This window comes from Bifidobacterium oedipodis (assembly GCF_012932425.1).
GTDB lineage: Bacteria > Actinomycetota > Actinomycetes > Actinomycetales > Bifidobacteriaceae > Bifidobacterium > Bifidobacterium oedipodis.
The window spans coordinates 378,464-395,504 of record NZ_JAAIII010000001.1 but is presented as its reverse complement, the minus strand read 5'-3'; the positions used below and the strand labels follow the sequence as shown (position 1 = coordinate 395,504).

The 17,041-nt window shown below is 59.4% G+C and carries 14 protein-coding genes, 2 tRNA genes and 1 pseudogene; 10 read left to right on the top strand and 7 right to left on the bottom strand.

The genetic code is table 11. The features are described 5' to 3' along the window. The first annotated feature begins 12 nt into the window (after positions 1-12). The 6 genes from G1C95_RS01660 (at position 13) to G1C95_RS01635 (ending at position 7,560) form a co-directional block, all read left to right on the top strand. Positions 13-591, top strand: a complete 579-nt coding sequence (locus tag G1C95_RS01660; protein WP_417852239.1) for a YraN family protein — start codon at positions 13-15, stop codon at positions 589-591. A gap of 50 nt (positions 592-641) precedes the next feature. Next, a complete protein-coding gene (locus tag G1C95_RS01655) occupies positions 642-2,171 on the top strand; it encodes a YifB family Mg chelatase-like AAA ATPase (RefSeq protein ID WP_169171190.1) in 1,530 nt (509 codons plus the stop codon). Positions 2,172-2,185: 14 nt separating this feature from the next. After that, the gene (locus G1C95_RS01650; RefSeq protein ID WP_240947393.1) at positions 2,186-3,763 is read left to right on the top strand and encodes a DNA-processing protein DprA; all 1,578 of its coding nucleotides are present in this window, start codon (positions 2,186-2,188) and stop codon (positions 3,761-3,763) included. 34 nt (positions 3,764-3,797) lie between these two features. After that, on the top strand, positions 3,798-5,675 hold the full coding sequence (locus tag G1C95_RS01645) for an FAD-dependent oxidoreductase (protein WP_169171188.1): 1,878 nt from the start codon (positions 3,798-3,800) through the stop codon (positions 5,673-5,675). Between the two features lie 199 nt (positions 5,676-5,874). After that, entirely contained in the window at positions 5,875-6,834 is a 960-nt protein-coding gene (locus G1C95_RS01640) for a succinate dehydrogenase/fumarate reductase iron-sulfur subunit (protein ID WP_169171187.1), read from the top strand. Positions 6,835-6,894: 60 nt separating this feature from the next. Then, a complete protein-coding gene (locus G1C95_RS01635) occupies positions 6,895-7,560 on the top strand; it encodes an O-methyltransferase (protein ID WP_169171186.1) in 666 nt (221 codons plus the stop codon). Here the strand turns inward: G1C95_RS01635 and G1C95_RS01630 are convergent. The 3 genes and pseudogenes from G1C95_RS01630 to G1C95_RS01620 form a co-directional block, all read right to left on the bottom strand. Next, a complete protein-coding gene (locus G1C95_RS01630) occupies positions 7,550-8,242 on the bottom strand; it encodes an LOG family protein (protein WP_417852247.1) in 693 nt (230 codons plus the stop codon). The genes G1C95_RS01635 and G1C95_RS01630 overlap by 11 nt on opposite strands. A 239-nt stretch (positions 8,243-8,481) precedes the next feature. Continuing rightward, positions 8,482-9,834, bottom strand: a pseudogene (gene nhaA, locus G1C95_RS01625) (Na+/H+ antiporter NhaA); the annotation flags it as partial. A 115-nt stretch (positions 9,835-9,949) separates the two neighbouring features. Then, positions 9,950-11,155 (bottom strand): PatB family C-S lyase, encoded by a 1,206-nt coding sequence (locus tag G1C95_RS01620; protein WP_169171183.1) that lies wholly within the window; start codon positions 11,153-11,155, stop codon positions 9,950-9,952. Between the two features lie 186 nt (positions 11,156-11,341). Between G1C95_RS01620 and G1C95_RS01615 the strand changes: the two genes are divergently transcribed. Further along, a tRNA-Arg gene (locus G1C95_RS01615) sits at positions 11,342-11,415 on the top strand. Positions 11,416-11,447: 32 nt separating this feature from the next. Continuing rightward, positions 11,448-11,521, top strand: a tRNA-Arg gene (locus G1C95_RS01610). Positions 11,522-11,601: 80 nt separating this feature from the next. Here G1C95_RS01610 and clpX read toward each other — a convergent pair. The 3 genes from clpX to G1C95_RS01595 form a co-directional block, all read right to left on the bottom strand. After that, positions 11,602-12,951, bottom strand: a complete 1,350-nt coding sequence (gene clpX, locus G1C95_RS01605) for an ATP-dependent Clp protease ATP-binding subunit ClpX (protein WP_169171182.1) — start codon at positions 12,949-12,951, stop codon at positions 11,602-11,604. A 274-nt stretch (positions 12,952-13,225) separates the two neighbouring features. Next, complete coding sequence (locus G1C95_RS01600; protein ID WP_169171181.1) at positions 13,226-13,930, bottom strand: ATP-dependent Clp protease proteolytic subunit; 705 nt, start codon at positions 13,928-13,930, stop codon at positions 13,226-13,228. A 5-nt stretch (positions 13,931-13,935) separates the two neighbouring features. Continuing rightward, the gene (locus G1C95_RS01595; RefSeq protein WP_335341386.1) at positions 13,936-14,568 is read right to left on the bottom strand and encodes an ATP-dependent Clp protease proteolytic subunit; all 633 of its coding nucleotides are present in this window, start codon (positions 14,566-14,568) and stop codon (positions 13,936-13,938) included. A gap of 178 nt (positions 14,569-14,746) precedes the next feature. Here G1C95_RS01595 and G1C95_RS01590 point away from each other — a divergent pair, with 178 nt between their 5' ends. After that, positions 14,747-16,102: a metal-dependent hydrolase family protein gene (locus G1C95_RS01590; RefSeq protein ID WP_169171180.1), complete on the top strand. Its 1,356-nt coding sequence runs from the start codon at positions 14,747-14,749 to the stop codon at positions 16,100-16,102. A 42-nt stretch (positions 16,103-16,144) separates the two neighbouring features. Beyond that, positions 16,145-16,666, top strand: a complete 522-nt coding sequence (bcp, locus tag G1C95_RS01585) for a thioredoxin-dependent thiol peroxidase (RefSeq protein ID WP_169171179.1) — start codon at positions 16,145-16,147, stop codon at positions 16,664-16,666. A 13-nt stretch (positions 16,667-16,679) separates the two neighbouring features. Here the strand turns inward: bcp and G1C95_RS01580 are convergent, their stop codons facing one another. Beyond that, entirely contained in the window at positions 16,680-17,027 is a 348-nt protein-coding gene (locus tag G1C95_RS01580; protein ID WP_169171178.1) for an MGMT family protein, read from the bottom strand. Between the last annotated feature and the right edge of the window lie 14 nt (positions 17,028-17,041).

Sequence of the window (17,041 nt, the reverse complement as noted above, 5' to 3'; positions counted from 1 at the left end):
CAAGCTGGAAGCATGAACACCGCAACCGATTTTTCCACCCGATCAGACATCGACGACGATGCCATGGATTCCTCTGTTTTCGACTGCTCCGCTCCCCCGCGGCCCGCAGACTTCCACCAGCCGTATTTCGGCGAAACGGATTCCGATACGCATTTCCCCGGCCCTCAAGACTGTGAACCGTCGGCAATCCGCCTTATGGATCTTATTGCCGCCGACATGCGTGAACCCGGCTTAAGCGCCCGACGTTTCGGCATGCTGGGCGAAGCATATGCCGTCGCATGGCTCGAGGCACGCGGATGGCAGACGCTGTCTCGCAATTGGCGCACCCGTTTCGGCGAACTCGACATCGTGATGATGACACCTGATCAGCTCATTGTGTTCGTTGAGGTAAAAGCTCGCCGTTATGCCAAATATGGTGTGCCACAGGAGGCCGTGACGGCTGATAAGCAGCGCAAACTCCGGCTCGCCGCCAGCAGTTGGCTGCTTGACCGCAGGAATCGCGCACCCCACCATGGCGTCAGGTTCGACGTGATGTCGATCACGCTTGGCGAAACGCAACCGAACGTCAGGCATATCGCCGGCGCGTTCTAACAACGCTTAGGCATGTTATCGGCGAATCTCTAGGGAAGGAAACCATCATCATGGCCATCGGAAGCACCCTATCCGTGGGATTGATTGGTTTGAAGGCCTTCGTGGTGCAGGTGCAGGCCTTCATCAGCCCCGGACTGCCCTATTTTTCCATTATCGGACTGCCCGACACATCGTTGTCCGAAGCCCGCGAACGCGTGAAATCAGCCTGCCAGGCCAGCGGGTTTTCCTGGCCACAGACACGGGTGACGGTGAACATGAGCCCGGCAGCCCTACCCAAACGAGGCTCATCGCATGATCTGGCGATAGCCGCCAGCGTGCTGTGCGCGTCCGGTGCCATCGCACACGATTGCCTGGAAAACACCATTGTGCTGGGCGAAGTGAACCTTGACGGTTCGGTATTGCCAATCCACGGGCTGTTGCCAATCATGCTGCACGCCACCGATCGCGGACTGCGCCGGATCATCGTGCCCTACCGCAATATGGACGAAGCGGCAATGGTCGAAGGAATGGATGCAATCGGCGTGCGCCATGTGGGCGAGCTCATCGAACTCATGGGAGGCGACGCCAGATACACCATATCGCAGGCGCACCTGGCCGATGACGCCACCGGCGACCAGTCACCTGCAACGCCGCACTGTGGCGACATGAGTGAGGTGCTGGGCCAGGAGCGAGCCAAATGGGCATTGCAGGTCGCCGCCACCGGCGGTCATAACCTCATCATGACCGGGCCTCCCGGCACTGGTAAAACCATGCTGGCCTCACGCATGCCAAGCATCATGCGCCCATTGACGGAGGGCGAACAACTGGAAGTTGCATCGATCCGCTCGCTGTGCGGCACACTGCCGCAATACGGCATCAGCGATATTCCACCGTTCGAAGCGCCCCACCATACCGCCTCCATGGCAGCATTGGTGGGTGGCGGTAGCGGCGTGGCCTCACCGGGGGCCATAACACGCGCGCACCGAGGCGTCCTGTTTCTGGATGAGGCACCGGAATTCTCCGCCAAAGCGCTGCAAACGCTCAGGGAGCCATTGGAGTCAGGCTACGTCGCACTGTCACGTTCCAAAGGCAGCACCTACTACCCGGCGGCCTTCCAACTGATTATGGCCTGTAACCCCTGCCCGTGCGGCTACCATTTCGGCACGGCCGAACGCTGCGTATGCCGGGAAAAGGATCGCATACGATACTTCTCCCGACTCTCCGGGCCAATCCTCGACCGCATCGACATCCAAATCGAAGTGCCGCCGGTTTCGCGCATCGCCGTCAGACAGGAACCAGCCGGCGAATCAAGTGCGATCATCCGCGAACGGGTGACGACAGCGCAACAGGCAGCATGCGAACGATTCCAGGAATTCGGTTGGACATGCAACGCACAGGCTTCGGGCAGCTGGCTGCACAAGCACACGTCGCTCAAAGCGATGGAACTGGTCAACCAAGCACTCTCCCGTCACGAACTCACCCTGCGCGGCGCGGACCGCGCCATGCGACTGGCCTGGACACTCGCCGACCTGGCCGGACGCACCAGCCCCACCGAACAAGATGTCCACCAAGGTATTGCACTGAGAACGAGGATGTCATGAACACTACGAATACTATGCACGTCACAAATGCCGCAAACGTACGAACTGTCTCCCCTGATGTCTCCAAAGATGCGTTGTATCGCGCAGCACTCACCTTTCTGCTCGATGGCGCGGACGCAATGATGTACGCCGCAATCAAAGGCGCGCCGGACGCGCAGGGCCTGTGGCAACTCTTGGCCGAAACACACCCCAATCAGCCCGCTAACACGCGAGAGCCGGCACTGACGCAACTCGACCGCGTATTCGCCAACGGCATCACCCGCTGGGGCAGAAGCGTCTCGCCCAAAGCCATGACGATGTTCCACCGTGCGCTCGCCGGCTGGCACAGCCGTATGGACGATCTGCCCAGCCCACAGGTCGAGACACTGGCCGACTGGTTCACCGTGGATGGCAGTATGCAGATCATCGGCCCCGCACACCCTTGCTGGCCGCACCAGCTTGAGGATCTGTCGATCCGTTCCGATTGGGCGCCACCGTTATGTCTGTGGGTCAAGGGTGATCCGCGCGCACTGGTCAGCTGTGACAAGCCGATTGGTATCGTCGGTTCGCGCGACGTGAATGAATACGGCCGTTATGTGGCGCATGCCGTCGCCGAACAGGCGGCGGTGGCCGGTCATCTGGTGGTTTCCGGCGGCGCGATGGGCACCGACGCGGCTGCCCATTGGGGTGCGCTCAATGCCATGAACGGGCGAGAACACGACAATGTGGGGCGCACGGTCGCCGTCTTCGCAGGAGGACTGAATCATATGGGCCCCTCGCGCAACCGCGCATTATTCGAGCGTATCGAAGCGCAGTCGGGCGCGGCCATATCCGAACTATGCCCAGGCACGATTCCCGAGGCGCGTCGATTCCTGCTGCGTAACCGCATCATCGCCGCATTATCGTCCACACTGGTGGTAGCGCAGGCACGTCCCCGATCCGGCGCATTGAACACCGCCGGATGGGCGTGCGAGCTGATGCGCGAGGTGTATGCAGCTCCCGGCGATATCAACCAGCCGTCGAATGCAGGTTGCAACCGGATAATCGCCGACCAGCGCGCCATGATCCTGTGCACGACCAACGCCATCGACGACATCTGTCACGAAAGACACCGGCCGGTATTGGGCAAGCATTCTTCCCCTGATCAGCACCGCCAGGCTGTGGCCACCGTTGTGACTTCGGCCCCCAATGCAGCTGCAGCTCCTCATACGACCACAACTTTGCACACAACACAAACTATCGATCCGCCCCCAATAAACGATAACGAACTGCAACCTCAGGCGCGTCCGGCATCCACGCCTCCGCCGCATACTTCCATATTCCCCGCCACCCGTCACGTGCCCGATCTGCGCGGAGAGCGCACACCACCAGGCGAAGCCATCGCATTGAATACTCTCAGCGAGCCGCAGCGCATCATGGTGCAGCTGATCCGCGAATGCAACAAACGACATCTCATTGCCACTCCCGACACGCTGCTGCATGTGGCGCGCACACTGGCACCGGCCGAAGTGCCGAATATCGGATGCGTACTGGAACTCCTTGGCGCGCTTGAATTACTGGGAGTCGTCGAGCGTCATGCCGATGCATTGGCGCTTAGTGACCGGCTGACGTAAATGAGTGTTCGGCGGGTGTGCGAGAATCGAACGCATGAGTCCGAAACGTTTGGAAGATATGTATGATGCGGTGATCGTCGGTGCCGGTGCAGCCGGATTATCAGCGGCGTTGGGATTGTTACGTTCCCCTGATATCGGGCAGCTGAAAGCGCAGGGCGACGAGCCGAGGATTCTCGTGGTGTCCAAGCTGCAGCCGTTGCGCTCGCACACCGGTTCAGCCGAGGGCGGCATCGCCGCAAGCTTGGGCAATATGGAACCGGACGACTGGCATTGGCATTATTACGACACCGTCAAAGGCGGCGACTGGCTGTCCGATCAGGATGCAGCCAAGCTGCTCGCCGAGTACGCGCCTGAAACCGTGGTGAATCTGGAACGCTCCGGTGTGGCATTCTCACGTACCGAGGATGGTCATGTTGCGCAGCGTCGCTTCGGTGGGCATACGCGCGAATTCGGCGGCGAACCGGTGAAGCGTGCGGCCTATGCTGCCGATCGCGTGGGCCATCAGATTCTGCATGCCCTGTGGCAGCAGTGCGTGGCCGAAGGTGTTCAGTTCGCCGAGGAATGGTATGTCACCGATCTGGTGCTCGATGGTGATGATACCAACCGCCGAGTGTGCGGCATCGTTGCTTTGGACACGCACAGCGGCGAAGTCAAGGCGATTCATGCGCGCAACGTGCTGCTGGCCACTGGTGGCGCAGGCCGCCTGTTCCACACCACCTCCAATTCGTGGGATCTGACCGGCGATGGCATGGCACTCACCCTGGCTGCGGGTCTGCAATTGGAGGATGGCGAATTCGTGCAATTCCATCCCACAGGCCTTGCCCATACCGGCATCCTGTTGTCTGAAGCCGCCCGTGCCGAGGGCGGTGTGCTGCGCAATGCCAATGGCGAGGCCTTCATGGAACGCTACGCGCCGGGCCACGCCGATTTGGCAGCACGCGATGTAGTCAGCCGTTCGATTATGGCGGAGGTCGATGCAGGCCGTGGCGTCGCCGACCCCAAGGATCCGCAGGGGCCGAAGGATTGCGTCTGGCTGGATATGCGTGGCATTGATCCGCAGCGTATGGAGCAGGTGCTGCCGCAGGTGGTCGAAACCATCCGCATGTATGCGAACCTTGATCCCACAGTGGATTTGGTGCCCATCAAACCGACCGCACATTACACGATGGGCGGCATTCCAGTCACCACCGACGGCGAAGTGTATCGCTGGGACGGCAAGACGCGCACTGTTGTCGAAGGTCTGTTTGCTGCCGGCGAGTGCTCCTGCGTTTCCGTGCACGGCGCGAACCGCTTGGGCGGCAATTCTCTGCTGGACGCCTGCTTGTTCGGCACTCGTGCGGGCCGCGCAATGGCCTTGCGCATCGGGCAGAATCCTGCCGCAGCGCTTGAAGATGACCATGAAGGCGACACAGCCGTCGATCAGGCGGCAGCCGATCGCAAGGCCGAAATGGCCGAATTGCTGGCCGGCGACACAGCACAGCCGGAAGATGCTGACGCCACTGAACACTCCGGCGGCACAGGCAATCCCTATCAGCTGATGGCTCGTCTGGGCGAAGTGATGGAGCGTGCATTGGCGGTGCGCTGCGATGCCGAATCCATCGGTACCGCACTTGCTGCGTTGCGCGATGAGATCCGTCCTGCAGCCGAAGCTCTGCGCGCGCACGACAGCAATGCGGCGTTCAATCAGGAAGTCACTGCCATCTGGGAGGTGCAACATCTGACGGAACTGGCTGAAGCAGTGCTGCATGCTTCAGATGACCGTCACGAATCACGCGGTTCACTACGTCGTCTCGACTTCCCTGAGCGCGATGACGAGCATTTCCTTGCGCATTCCATGGTGGATGCACAGGGCACGGTCAGTTTCCAGCCGGTGGTGATCATCGACTACCCGCCCATGAAGCGCGAATACTGACCCGAATCACACGGTACAGAGGCTGCATCAGTACACAGAGCGAGGCAGTGCAAGGCAACAGACCAACGCAATGTGTACCCGTGCGACGCATAATTCACGCCACATGTTGTATCCGTCGGCGCGCGCCAGAAATCGCGCCATGGATAAGGCATGTGGCACAATGGTTTGGCTGATTTGAAACATCAATGGGAGGACACGCATGGCTGAGGCGAGCAAGACAACGGTGACTTTGAAAGTGCATCGTTTCACCCCGCGCGCCGAAAAAACCGAACGGGCTCGCGCCGGCAGCCCCTTCGCCAGAAAGAGCTCCCCGTTCGGCGGCGCAGGCTCGTCCGCATCGGCGCGTCGTCGCCCGCGCGGCAAGCAGTGGGTGCAGGAATATACGGTCAGCGCCCGCCCGGAAGACAGCGTGCTGGACTGCCTGCTCGCCATCAAACGCACCATCGATCCGACGTTGGCATTCCGCTATTCTTGCGGTCATGGCATGTGCGGTTCCGACGCAGTGTCGGTCAACGGCACTCCCACACTGCTGTGCACGGCAAGGGTGTCGGATTGGGCCAAATTGCCGGGCAGCATGCCGCATATCGATGACGATGGATTCCGTTCCACGGAATCAGGCGAACCTGAAGCAGCGGCAGCATCCGCTAATGACGCCGCTGATACCAGCGATACTGGCGAACGTTCGCTGGGCGTTATCGAACTTGCACCATTGCCCGGTTTCCCGGCGCAGCGCGACCTTATCGCCGACATCGACCCGATGCTCGATCAGATCAAGAAACTTAAGCCCTATCTGCAGGCGGATGGCGTGCTCGCCACCACCAAAGAGGGCAATATCGACGTATTCGAATACCTGCAACGCCCCGAACAGCTTGCCAAATATGAGATGCTCAGCAACTGCATCGCCTGCGGCGTATGCGAAGGCTCCTGCCCGGTGTTCGCCGGCGGCGACGCATTCATCGGACCGGCCGCACTGATTTGGGCATCGCGCTTCATCAACGATTCACGCGATGGCAAAGCCATGGAACGTATGGACGCCATCGATACCGCCGATGGTGTCGCGGCATGCCAGTCCGTACGCGCCTGCTCCCGCCAATGCCCGAGAGGCATCGATGTGGGCGAGGAAATGTGGCAGATCGTGGCCAAGGTGCGTGAACGCTAGGATTTTCAACTCTTTTCCACGTAACGAGAGAGATGACAACAGTAGGTAGAGTGGTCAGTTATGGATAAAACGCAGTATACGAAGCTTGCCAAGGCTTGGGATTATACCGAAGAGCACGCCCGTGAACTTGAACCCGCTGATATCGCCGAGGCGCGTGCCGCAGCCGATATGGCAGGCCTGATGCAGGGGCCGGCCGCCCAGGCACAGCTGCTGGGACTGTTGGTACGCCTGACCCATGCCTCTTCGGTGATTGCCGTGGGTACCGCGTCATTGGTGGAAACCATGCGTTTGGTGGCAGCCTTGGATGGTTCTGGCCAGCTCACCGCCGTCGATTCCACAGCACAGGGCATCACGCTAATTCGCAAGGCGTTCACCCAACTGCAAGACACTATCGACACGTCACTGCGCGCGGTGAACGCGCCGGCCAGCGTGTTCCTGCCGCGTCTGAACGCGAACGACTACGATTTGATTGTCGTGGCCGGCGACGCGCAAAACTATGCGGCGACATATCATCAGGCTTCTCGCCTGCTGCGCCAGCATGGAGTCATCGTATTCACCAATGCGTTGGCGTTGGATTGTGCATCTGGTGGAGTGGTTGATGCCGCTGATCGCAGCGAACGCGCGGTGGCCATGCGCGAGCTCATTGCGGCCGTCGAAGAGGATGACGCTTTCGAAACCGCGCTCACGCCGGATGGCACCGGCATGCTGATCGCCATCAAGCGTTAACTGTTGCCTCGATCGCGCGGGTGGCGACCTGTACTGCTTCGTCCACGTCATCGGTAAGGGTGACCAGGCTGGGATCAATCGGTGAAATCATGCCATGTTCGGCAACCGGTCCGTTGATCCAGTCAAGCAACCCCTGCCAGTAGGCGGTGCCATAAAGCACCACCGGCATGTCAGCGACCTTATGGGTTTGTACCAACGTGAGCAGCTCGAACATTTCATCAAGCGTGCCGAACCCTCCCGGGCAAATAATCACACCGGACGAATATTTCACGAACATGGTTTTACGCACGAAGAAGTAGCGAAAGCTCATCCCCAGATTCACCCACTGGTTCAGCCCCTGTTCGTGCGGCAGCTCGATACCAAGGCCGACTGATTTGCCACCAGCCAATGCCGCTCCCCTATTGGCGGCTTCCATAATGCCCGGGCCACCGCCGGTAATCACGGCGATATTCCGTTTGGCAATCAAAGATCCCATACGTCTGGCAGCTTTATAGTCGGCATCAGTGCGTGCGGTTCGAGCGGAGCCGAATATGGAAACGGCCGGGCCAAGTTCGGCCAAAGCGCCGAAGCCATCCACAAACTCTGATTGGATACGCAGCACACGCCACGGATCCATATGCAGCCAATCCGTGTCCTGATCCGGTTTGAGCAGGTTGGCGGTGGTGTTATCCGTCGGAATCATCTGCCCGCGCAGAATCACCGGGCCACGATGATAAGTGTCGCCTAAAGGCGATTCATCGCCGATCAGGCCGAGGGATTGCGCCTGTTGCGCCTTCTGGGACGCTTCGTTTCCGTCGCCGCTTTTCTTATTCTTATGCTTCTTCTTGACCATCGTTTCGTCTCCTTGGCTTGCTTGGGCTGCGCGGCTTCATTGGCCTTGCGCTTGGACTGTATCGCAGCGATCTGCTCCGGCGTGAACGCATCCATGGTCACGCTGGTGGCACCGTCAGCTAGCATGCCAACATGCTCCTGAGGTTCGTTGCTTTCCACTTCATGGCCAGCAGCTTTTGCCTGCTCGAAGCGCTTGGACTGATGACTGAGCAGCAGTCCGGAAATCAGTGCGGCGATCAATGATGCCATCAGCACACCGAATCGTGCTTCCGCAGACAGTTCGGCATCGCTGTATGCCAATGAGGCGATGAGGAAGGAAACAGTGAAGCCGATGCCGCAGGCGCAGGCTGCGGGAAGCATGTCTCGTACACGCAATCCCTTGGGCATGTTGAGGCCTCCCACATGCGTGGACAGCCAGGCGACGGCCAGAATGCCGACGGGTTTGCCGACCACAAGCGCCACCACAATGCCTACCACCACCGGTGAAATCATCAGGGCCGGGCTGAGTGCGTCAAAGTGCACGCCAGTGGCGAAGAAGGCAAAGATCGGCAGCGCCAGCAGCGCAGACAAGGGTTGGAGCTTGTCATGATAGCGTTCGGCACGCGGGCTGGTTTCGCCGTGCATTTCGCGCGAGGGAGTGAGCAGCCCGACCAACACACCAGCCAGAGTGGGGTGCACGCCGGCTTCGAACATCATCACCCATGCCAGAATGCCCACTAAGCCGACCGCTATCCATGGCACTCTTTTCAACCTCACCAGATATGCCCATGCCACAGCGCATACGGCAATGCCGATGAACCAGTACCAGGCGTTAAGCGACGAAAAGAATACGGCAATCAAGATGATTGCCAGCAGATCGTCCACGGTGGCAAGCGTCATCAGGAACGCACGAATCGAGCCGGGCAACGCCTTGGCGAACAGGGCGAGAACAGTCAGCGAAAAGGCAATGTCGGTTGCGGTGGGGATGGCCCAGCCGTGGGCGATGGAACCGTAGGAATGCACCGCGCCTGAGGCGATTACCTCAAAGCCCGGCGCGGGCGGTGCAAACTGCGAGTAGAGCGCCGTAACCGCCAGAAACAGCAGAGGTGGCACCAGCATGCCGCCGACCGCGCACAGCATGGGCACGGCTGCGGCCTTGGGATTGGCCAGCGAGCCCGTGGTCAATTCCTGCTTCAGGTCAAGGCCGACCATCAGGAAGAATATGGTCAGCAGACCATCCTGAGCCCAGTGGCCAATCGGCAAGTCGATATTCGTGTAGGGAATGCCGATCTGTGTTTCCGCAACGGCCTCGAACAGATGATAGGTCCAAGGCAGGTTGGCAAGCACCAGACCGGCCAGCGCGAAACCGAGCATAATCAGGCCAGAGATGCGATCCGAGGCTGCGATATGTCTGATAGTGCCCCACACCGTGTTCTTGCCTGTTGCACCCGCTGTTGCGCCCATTGCCTCTCCTCTTCTGCCCGCGAAATTATTGCTGCGGGAATCCTGATGAAATCAATCTGCTTTCCATCATACGAGGCCGATGTTGCGGAATTCCGCCCCCGGCTTACGCCGATGTCTAGCCGCGTTCATTCAAGGCGGTTTCGATGTTATTCAGCACACGTTCAAGCAGACAAGTCGGGCATGCAAGGTTCACACGTTCGAAGAAGCTGCCGGATTCGCCGAACATGGTTCCTTCGTCGAACCAGACGCGTGCCTTGGTGCGCAGGAACGTGCATAAATCCTCCGGTGTGGCAAAGCCGAGACCACGGCAGTCAAGCCACGCCAGATAGGTGCCTTCGGGTTCGATGAGGCGAATGCCGTCGGTACGAGCGGCAAAGTCGCGCACCACGCCAAGGTTGCGCGCGATAACCTGCTGCAGGGCGTCCAGCCACGGCTCGGCATGGTTATATGCCGCCTGGCATGCCACGAGTCCGAAGTGGCTGACGGTCAGACCACCGATGTTGTCGGCGGCTACATCGTAACGGCGCTTGAGGTGAGGATTCGGAATAATCGCATTGGAGCACAGCAGTCCGGCAAGGTTGAACGTCTTGGTGGGTGCGGTGAATTCGAAAACGATGTCGGCATATTCGGGGCCGAGCGTGGAGAACATGGTGACCTTATGGCCCGGGTATTCGAAGTCGGCGTGGATTTCGTCGCACAGCAGGCGCACGCGACGCTTGATGCAGATGTCGCCGATGCGCTTGAGCTCTTCGGGCGTCCACACGCGGCCGACCGGGTTGTGCGGGTTGCACAGGATCATCGCTGTGCAGCGAGGGTCGGCGGCTTTGGCTTCAAGGTCGTCGAAGTCGATTTCGTAGCGGCCTTCATCGGTGAGTTTGAGTTCGTTGTCGAGGATGGTCAAGCCGTTGCGTTCCGCAGCGGAAGTGAACGGATAGTAGACAGGGCGTTGGATGATGACTTTGTCGCCGGGGCGGGTCACCGAACGCAGGGCGGTGTTGATGGCCGGCATCACACCGTCGGACAGGCTCACCCATGCGGGGTCCACGTCGAAGTTGTGGCGGCGCTTCATCCAACTCACCAAGGCGTCGAAGTAATCCTCAGTGGCATAGTCGTAGCCGAACACGTCATGGGTTGCGGATTCGACGAGCGCGGCGACGATTTCGGGAGCTGGTTTGAATTCCATATCTGCCACGGACAGTGGCACCACATCCTTGGCACCGGGGCCCATCTGCTCGACGACCTCATGCCATTTGACGGAGGTCGAACCATGGCGTTCGAGGATGGTATCGAAATCATACTGGGGGCGCTGCGATTCAGTCACCACTTCACCTTTCGCTGCTGGCGGAAAACAACTCAATCTATCCTAGCGTCGATTGCTAACGATGCCTTGCAATACTCGCCGTTCCATCGATAGCTGCACTCTATGCTGCTCGCAACATCGCGACACACCGATTTGCATGGGCGCAAAAGGCGTGTATTATAGGGCGAGTTGTCTCAAGGACAACATGCGCGAGTAGCCCAGCGGATTAGAGCAGCTGACTACGGATCAGCAGGTCGCAGGTTCGAATCCTGTCTCGCGCACTCCTCCGGTCATAGAGGTTAAACAATGACATGCGCGAGTAGCCCAGCGGATTAGAGCAGCTGACTACGGATCAGCAGGTCGCAGGTTCGAATCCTGTCTCGCGCACAAGCTGATTCCCCGCTTCGATTGATTCGAGCGGGGATTTTCCATTACAACGTTGCCTATGCATTACAACTCTGGCTCGCCTATGCCGCTTGCCGCCCAGTTGCTGCAACTTCTCCAGCCGTCTCGCGCAACAGCTTCGGGCTGCCTGCACCTCTCACTGACGCTTCATCGACCACGACTCTGGACACATCATCCATACTGGGCAGCTGGAACATCGTATCCTGCAAGGTTTTTTCGATAATCGAGCGCAACCCGCGCGCACCGGTGCCGCGACCAATGGATATTTCAGCGATGGCCTGCACCGCGCCTTCGGTGAATCTGAGATCAACGCCATCCACCGCGAACAGCTTGCGGTATTGCTTGGTCAGTGCGTTGGCCGGTCGGGTGAGGATTTGCACCAGATCGTCAACGGTAAGTTCCCGCAGTACGCTGGTGACGGGCAAACGTCCGATGAATTCAGGCAGCAGCCCGAATTCTGCCAAATCGTCGGCACTCACCTGGGCAAGCAGTTCCTCATCATCGATATTGTGTTCATGCCAGGCCGCGCCGAAGCCACTTTCGCGTCCGCCGAGCCGTTGTCGAATGATGTCGGTGAGACCTACGAACGCGCCACCGCAGATGAACAGAATGTCACGCGTATCGATTTTGACAACGTCCTGTTCCTTGTGCTTGCGCGTGCCTTCCACCGGCACGGAGGCGATGGTGCCTTCGAGTATTTTGAGCAATGCCTGCTGCACGCCTTCGCCGGACACGTCACGGGTGATGGAGGTGTTTTCTCCGGATTTGCGAGCGATTTTATCGATTTCGTCGATGTAGATGATGCCATGCTGGGCACGGTCGATATCCCCATCCGCCGCTTCGATGAGTCGCTGCAGCACGGTTTCCACATCGTCGCCCACATAGCCTGCTTCGGTGAGGGTGGTCGCGTCGGTGATCACAAAAGGCACGTTCATTACGCGCGCCAAGGATTGGGCCAAATAGGTTTTGCCAACACCCGTAGGCCCGAGCAACAGAATATTTGATTTGGCGACCTCGACGTCGGCAAGCGGGTCACGCCGACGACGCAGTCGGGCACGCATCTCGCCCGTATGCTCTCCCCCATCTGCGCCGAGGGCGGCTGCCTCCTGCAATTCCATGTTGACGCGTTTGTAATGGTTGTATACGGCGACAGACAGCGCGCGTTTGGCATCCTCTTGACCGATGACGTATCGGTTGAGATAGTCGAAAATCTGGGCGGGCTTGGGTAAGGTCAGCGAATTGGCTTCGGCGTCTTTGCGTCGTTCCTCGGAGATGATGTCCACGCATAGTTCGATGCATTCGTCGCAAATGGAGGCGTTGGAGCCAGCGACCAGTTTTCTGACCTGATGCTCGGATTTACCGCAAAATGTGCAATGGGGAACATCGTCGTTATAGCTCACCACTCGACCCATATCGGCTCCTTGACATGCGCGTTCATCACGTACCACCACCTTATCCACACATTACTCGCACCAACGTGGCTTGCCGCGCATCAACCTGCCGGATATAGCGGAATGTCATGGCAAAGAACGTCGCAGCATAGCAAAACCCTCCGGCCTTTTGGCGGGCAGTAAATGACTGTCTTCGCGCAAAACCGGAGGGTTCCTGTTATGCCTTATGCCGCGTTTATATGTGAGGTAATACCAACACTTGCGCAACGCAAACCCTGAACAGCAGGGCTACGGCTTACTGGCGGTGTTCGAGCACCTCGTCCACGATGCCGTATTCCTTGGCCTGCTGAGCGGTCAGGAACGTATCCACCTCGATGTCGCGGCGGATCTTTTCAACATCCTGACCGGTGTGCTTGGCCAGCGTAGTCTCCAGCCATTCGCGCATGCGCAGCATTTCCTTGGCCTGGATTTCAATTTCCGTGGCCTTGCCGAAACCCTGATCGATGGCCGGCTGGTGGATAAGCACACGTGCGTTCGGCAGCATCAGACGCTTGCCCTTGGTGCCGGACGCCAGCAGAATCGCGGCGGCGGAGGCGGCTTGGCCGAGGCACACGGTCTGCACGTCAGGCTTGATGTACTGCATGGTGTCGTAGATGGCGGTCATGGCGGTCATCGAGCCACCGGGAGAGTTGATGTACATCATCACGTCGCGGTTGGGATCCTGGGATTCCAGAACCAGCAGCTGGGCCATCACGTCGTCTGCGGAAGCGTCGTCCACCTGCACACCGAGGAAGATGATGCGATCCTCGAACAGGCGTGAGTAGGCGTCCTGCGTCTTCATGCCATAGGGGGTCTTCTCCACGAACTGCGGCATGATGTAACGGTTGGTCGGAGCGGCGTACGCAGCCTGGCGTGCGGCGGCCGGCATAAAACCGACGACGCCAGTGGAGCCAGCCAGACGATCCGCGCGCTGGACGAACTTCGCTTCTTCACTTGCCATTGGTGTCACTCCCCTTGGGTTTCGTTGCCGGCGTTGCCGATGGTGTCGGGCGTGGTCACGAGCTTGTCGATGAAGCCGTATTCGAGTGCTTCCTGGGCGGTGAACCAGTGATCGTACTCGTTGTCGCGGTAGATTTCTTCGACGGTGTGGCCGGTCTGCTCGGCCGTGAGTTCGGCGAGCGTCTTCTTCATGTCCATGATCAGTTCGGCGTTGATGCGCACGTCGGTGGTGGTGCCGCCGATGCCGCCGGAAGGCTGGTGCATGAGCACGCGGGCATGGCTGGTCAGATAACGCTTGCCCTTGGTGCCGGAGCTCAGCAGGAACTGGCCCATCGAGGCGCACATGCCGATGCCCACCGTGGCCACATCCGGCTCAATGAGCTGCATGGTGTCATAGATGGCCATGCCGGCGGTGATGGAGCCGCCGGGAGAATTGATGTACAGCCAGATGTCCTTCTTCGGGTCTTCCGCGGCCAGCATCAGCAGCTGGGCGCAGATGCGGTTGGCCATGTCGTCCTTCACTTCCTCGCCCATCCAGATGATGCGATCTTTCAGGAGGCGATTGAAAATCGGGTCGACGGGGCCGGCCGGCATGTCGTCGCCAGCCATGACCGGGGCGGTTGCAAACATATTGCTCACCGTGGTTCTCCTTCTAATGTTTTCAAACAGTGTCTAGCCTACCGCCTTCAAGCGACGGCTGGCATGATTTCACGCTTTTTCTCCGGCCAGCGTACGCGTTGGACTGTGTGCTGTATTCGAAACGCAACTTCACGGATTAGACTGGTAGGCAGCCACAGAGACGCAAAGGAGCCTGACTATGAGCGCAACGCCACGTACCGTTATCGAACCATTCGCCATCGCGCACGCCACGTTGGTCACCGGTGATGCCGCAGGTACGGTGCTTGACGATATGACCATCATCGTTGGCGATAACGGTCGTATCGAGCAGGTCTCCCCCAGCCTGTCCACACCGATTCCGTCCGGATACCATATGCTTGACGCTACCGGCAAAACCGTGATGCCGGGCCTGATTAATGTGCATGTGCATTTGTTCTCCGATGGTAAGCCGATTAATCCGAAGCTGGCGACTCCGGCCGGCCAGCGCCGCATGGCTGCGTTCGCGCATTCTCCGTTCGGCCGGCCGTATATTGCAGCGAAGGCCAAGTCAAGTGTGATAACGCAGCTGCGCTCCGGCGTGACAACGCTGCGCACGTTGGGCGACGTGGGCTATGAAGCCGTGGCATTGCGCGACCGTATCGACGCGGGCGAAATTGTCGGCCCTCGTATGCTGGCGTCTGGGCCGCTGTTGGCGATTCCGGAGGGCCATGGTGCGCCGTTGATTGCATTGATCTGCCCGGATGCAGATGCGGCTCGTGCGAACACGTTGGAGAATATCGCGCATGGTGTGAACGCGATCAAAATCGCGGCGACCGGTGGCGTGACGGACGCGCAGGAGCTGGGTGAAGCGGGTTCGCCGCAGATGACGGTGGATCAGATGCGTGCGATCTGCGATGCCGCGCACGAGTCGGGTGTGATTGTCGCCGCGCATGCGCAAAGCACCGAGGGTGTGCGTCGTGCGCTGCTTGCCGGTGTGGATACGATCGAGCATGGCGCGGTGTTGGATGCTGAGCTGATTGAATTGTTCCTCAATAATCCGAATGCTTTGCGCGGCTGGTCGGCGTTGATTCCGACGATGAGCGCTGCGCTGCCGCTGCTGGATGCGGATCAGTCGGTTTCCGGCATCACGGATATTCAGTTGGAGAATGCGCGCACGGTGGTTGCCGGTATGGTGCAGGGCTTGCATCAGGCGCATGAGGCTGGCATTCGCGTTGGTGTGGGCACGGATGCGGCAATGACGTTCGTGCCGCAGTACGGCACGTGGCGTGAATTGGATTTGATGGTCAAGCGCGGCGGATTCTCACCTGTTGAGGCGCTGCATGCAGCGACGGCCGTGAACGCGGAGATTCTGGGTGTGGAGGATGTTACGGGTTCGATTACGTCTGGGCGCACCGCTGATTTGCTGGTGTTGGATGGCAATCCGCTGGTTGACCTGCGTATGCTGGAACATCCCGAACTGGTTGTTGCCCAAGGTCACCCAATCTGGCATCCCGATCGCAACATCAAGCGATTCGATGACATGGACACCCTCCTCGACCGCCTCTACGCGTTCTGAGTTGCAAAACCACCATTCCAACAACCCGCCTACACTAGCCTTATGAGCACTATTGCAGACACATCACATACCGCTGATTCCCAGCTTCCCGCTCGCCTTGAGCCCGGCCAAGCCGCACCAGACTTCGCACTCCCCGCCGACGACGGCACCACAGTACGTCTTTCCGACGTTCTAGCCGAAGGCAAGCGCGTAATCGTATACTTCTACCCTGCCGCGATGACGCCTGGCTGCACCAAGCAGGCCTGTGATTTTCGCGACAATCTCAATCGTCTGACCGCAGCCGGTTACGCCGTTCTCGGCATTTCCAAGGATTCGCCTGAGAAACTTGCCAAGTTCCGCGAGCGTGACCATCTCACCTTCCCGCTGCTTAGTGACCCGGATCTCACTGTGCATAAGCTCTATGCCGCCTATGGCGAAAAGAAACTGTACGGCAAGACGCATATCGGCGTACTCCGTTCAACCTTCGTAATCAACACCGATGGCCGACTGCTGCTCGCCCGCTACAACGTGCGCGCCACCGGTCACGTCGACTCCCTACTCAAGCAACTCGCCAAGCTCGACTGAACTTCTACCCAGATCAGGCATCCCACTGGCAACGGCGGAGATCCACACGCCATCCGTCAGCACCGGCAGCTTCGCCGGCTGACTCACTTGGCGGCACGAAAACAACACCCTCATTTTCCAGCAGTTCCCGCTGAACTTCAGGTCCGCCGAACGCAAAGCCCGGCGCGAGCGATCCATCGCGGAACACTACTCGATGGCACGGGATCACGCCCGGTTCCGGATTGGAATGCAACGCGAACCCCACAAACCGGGCCGACCGAGGCGCTCCGGCGAGTGCCGCCACCTGTCCATACGTGGCAACCTTGCCCTCCGGAATACGCCGAACCACGTCATACACCCGCTGCGAAAACGATTCAACCATGTCGCACCTCTTTC

Excerpts from the sequence above, each read along its gene's own strand:
- G1C95_RS01590 (WP_169171180.1), top strand. The coding sequence starts at position 14,747 with ATGAGCGCAACGCCACGTACCGTTATCGAACCATTCGCCATCGCGCAC.
- G1C95_RS01650 (WP_240947393.1), top strand. The coding sequence starts at position 2,186 with ATGCACGTCACAAATGCCGCAAACGTACGAACTGTCTCCCCTGATGTC.
- G1C95_RS01630 (WP_417852247.1), bottom strand. The coding sequence starts at position 8,242 with ATGATTCCGACGGATAACACCACCGCCAACCTGCTCAAACCGGATCAG.
- G1C95_RS01645 (WP_169171188.1), top strand. The coding sequence starts at position 3,798 with ATGAGTCCGAAACGTTTGGAAGATATGTATGATGCGGTGATCGTCGGT.
- clpX (WP_169171182.1), bottom strand. The coding sequence starts at position 12,951 with ATGGGTCGAGTGGTGAGCTATAACGACGATGTTCCCCATTGCACATTT.
- G1C95_RS01655 (WP_169171190.1), top strand. The coding sequence starts at position 642 with ATGGCCATCGGAAGCACCCTATCCGTGGGATTGATTGGTTTGAAGGCC.
- G1C95_RS01600 (WP_169171181.1), bottom strand. The coding sequence starts at position 13,930 with ATGGCAAGTGAAGAAGCGAAGTTCGTCCAGCGCGCGGATCGTCTGGCT.
- G1C95_RS01635 (WP_169171186.1), top strand. The coding sequence starts at position 6,895 with ATGGATAAAACGCAGTATACGAAGCTTGCCAAGGCTTGGGATTATACC.
- bcp (WP_169171179.1), top strand. The coding sequence starts at position 16,145 with ATGAGCACTATTGCAGACACATCACATACCGCTGATTCCCAGCTTCCC.
- G1C95_RS01580 (WP_169171178.1), bottom strand. The coding sequence starts at position 17,027 with ATGGTTGAATCGTTTTCGCAGCGGGTGTATGACGTGGTTCGGCGTATT.
- G1C95_RS01660 (WP_417852239.1), top strand. The coding sequence starts at position 13 with ATGAACACCGCAACCGATTTTTCCACCCGATCAGACATCGACGACGAT.
- G1C95_RS01640 (WP_169171187.1), top strand. The coding sequence starts at position 5,875 with ATGGCTGAGGCGAGCAAGACAACGGTGACTTTGAAAGTGCATCGTTTC.